The 2,941-nt window shown below is 35.0% G+C and carries 1 protein-coding gene and 1 other annotated feature; the gene reads left to right on the top strand.

What is annotated here, in order from left to right:
- Nucleotides 1–283: 283 nt before the first annotated feature.
- Nucleotides 284–499, top strand: a binding site (T-box leader).
- A gap of 81 nt (nt 500–580) precedes the next feature.
- Nucleotides 581–2,335 (top strand): threonine--tRNA ligase, encoded by a 1,755-nt coding sequence (thrS, locus tag ACW2QF_RS19110; RefSeq protein ID WP_455717610.1) that lies wholly within the window; start codon nt 581–583, stop codon nt 2,333–2,335.
- The last annotated feature ends 606 nt before the right edge of the window (nt 2,336–2,941 follow it).

Consider the following 2,941-nt stretch of genomic DNA (forward strand, 5'->3'; position numbering starts at 1 on the left):
CTGATAAATATGCCACTGCTCGAACGCGGTCGTTTCTCCGATTGAATATATTCTTTTTTTCTCCGAATCAAGCGCGGGATTGCAAATGTCGGTAAACGATTCAGACTTAACAAATGATGACGTTTTTGGGTTCCATAACCCTCAATTTTTATTATGTCAAAAATTCTTAAGAAACTCTTACAAATAAAGATGGAAGATTAAGAAAAAACTCCTTTTGGAGCTGAGTAACAAATATACTACTTGACATTTAAAATTATAAGCCTATAATAAAGGTAACAAAATATAAAATGCAAAGACGGAAATAGTAGTCTAGTGGAAACATACAGGGAGAAGGACATTTGCTGAGAGTTCTTTATGAAGGAAGTTAGATGAAAACCATTCCTGAGCTGTATCGCTGAAATTAGTAAGCATTACCGTATGCCTGCGTTAAAGGATAGGATTTGTTAGAATCTAAAGTGAAAAATTAAGGTGGAACCGTGCATATACTTGCACCCTTATAATTGTGGTAAATAGCCATGATTATTAGGGTGTTTTTTTGTACATAAGATTTGTTAAACAACATTTGAAAGGAGAAGATAAGATGAAAGTAATTAGTAAAAATGGTTCAATTGAAGAAAGAAAATTTGAAGAAGCAGAAGGAAGAGAGGCATTTCGTCACACAACAGCACATGTTTTGGCACAAGCAGTTAAACGCCTTTATCCAGATACAAAGTTGGCAATAGGTCCAGCAATCGAGAACGGATTTTATTATGATTTTGAATTTTCTTTTCCATTTATGCCTGAGAACTTAAAAGCAGTGGAAGAAGAGATGAAGAAGATTGTGAAAGAATCATTGCCACTGGAAAGAATTGAAGTAAGCCGCAATGAAGCACTTAAACAAATGGAAAGTCTAAATGAAAGCTACAAGGTGGAACTTACTAATGAACTACCAGAAGATGCAGTAATCACATTGTTTCGTCAAGGAGAATATGTAGATTTATGTGCAGGACCTCATGTATCGAATACTTGCTTAATTAAAGCGTTCAAATTAACTTCGGTAGCAGGTGCATACTGGAGAGGAAATGAGAAGAATAAGATGTTAACTAGAATCTATGGAACTTCATTTCCAAAACAAAGTGAGTTAAATGATTATCTGAAACAAGTAGAAGAAGCGAAGTTGCGTGACCATAGAAAGTTAGGAAAAGAACTTGGATTATTTACACTACTAGATGAGGGGCCAGGATTTCCATTTTTCCTTCCAAAAGGAATGGTACTAAAGAATGTATTAATTGATTATTGGCGTAAGCTTCATACAAGAGAAGGATATGTAGAGGTATCTACACCAATGATGTTAAACCGTGAGTTATGGGAAACTTCAGGCCACTGGGATCACTATCGTGAGAATATGTATACTACAGTAATTGATGATACAGATTTTGCAATTAAGCCAATGAACTGCCCAGGTGCTATGCTAGTATATAAGATGCAACCACATTCTTATAGAGAGTTACCAATTCGAATGGGTGAATTAGGATTAGTACATCGTCATGAAAAATCAGGTCAGTTACATGGACTTATGAGAGTTCGTTGTTTTACTCAAGATGATGCTCATATATATATGACAAGAGAACAGATTACAGATGAAATCAAAGGAGTAGTAAGACTGATTGATGAAGTATATTCAAAATTTGGCTTCAAATATCATGTAGAATTATCAACTCGACCAGAGAATAGTATTGGTGGTGATGAGGACTGGGAACTTGCTACAAAGGGATTACAGAATGCTCTTGATGATTTGAAGATGGAATATATCGTGAATGAAGGAGACGGCGCATTCTACGGACCTAAGATTGACTTCCATCTAGAAGATTCCATCGGTAGAACATGGCAGTGTGGAACAATACAATTAGATTTCCAATTACCACAACGTTTTGATGCTGAATATATCGGCTCTGATGGTGAGAAACATCGTCCAATTATGATTCACCGTGTTGTATTTGGTTCAATAGAAAGATTCATTGGAATACTTATTGAACACTATGCTGGTAAATTCCCGGTATGGCTTGCTCCAGAACAAGTGAAGATTCTATCTGTTTCAGAGGGATATAATGAATATGCTAAGAGTGTATTAGATGAATTATTAAAAGTGGGAATTCGTGCTGAACTTGATGATCGTAATGAGAAACTTGGTTATAAAATCAGAGAGGGACAGATGGACAAAGTACCTTATATGCTAATTGTTGGACAAAAAGAAAAAGATGAAAATAAGGTATCTGTTCGTAGTCGTGATGATGGTGATCAAGGTGCAATTGATATTCATGAATTTATTCAGAAGCTAAAGGCTGAGGTTGAATAAATACGTATTAATGACCGCAAAACTCTTGTAGGTTTTTATAGCTTCTTAGCTGGCATACTATGACACAAAACACGCTACACATCTAAGTGCTTCTAAGTGTGTACAGTAAAGGTATACAAGTGATGCTGAAACGCCTTCGATTCGGCATCCTGCCTCAGCTCAGGCTGGCTCTCCTTCCTTGGGTACAGAGTACACACTAAGAAGTACTATAGATGTTTCACTATTGTTTCTTAGTCATAGTACGTCAGTTAAGAAGCAAGTTTACAATGTTAAGAGGTTTGCTTTTTTATTTGATTGATGCAACATTGGTGAGAATATAAGTTTGTTTTATTGTATAAAAAATAAAAAAGTTTTTAAACAAGGTTGCTTTATAATTTCTTATAAAAAAGGAAAGGAGGGTAATAGGATATGACTGTTGTCAATAAAAATATGAATGCTATATTGTTCATATAGTATGTAAATTCTGAAAAAACATCATTCTTTACTCTTCGATACAAAAGTGTTTTGTAAGATAATCATCAGCACAGGAATGGTAATTGTCTGGTGTATAGTGAGAGTGTAAATGATTTTGTGTAAACCTCTTGGATTGACGTAAAATACTCAAAG

Source organism: Anaerosporobacter sp. (assembly GCF_965301125.1).

Bases quoted from the DNA above. Each gene is read 5' to 3' on its own strand.
- thrS (WP_455717610.1), top strand. From the start codon at position 581: ATGAAAGTAATTAGTAAAAATGGTTCAATTGAAGAAAGAAAATTTGAA.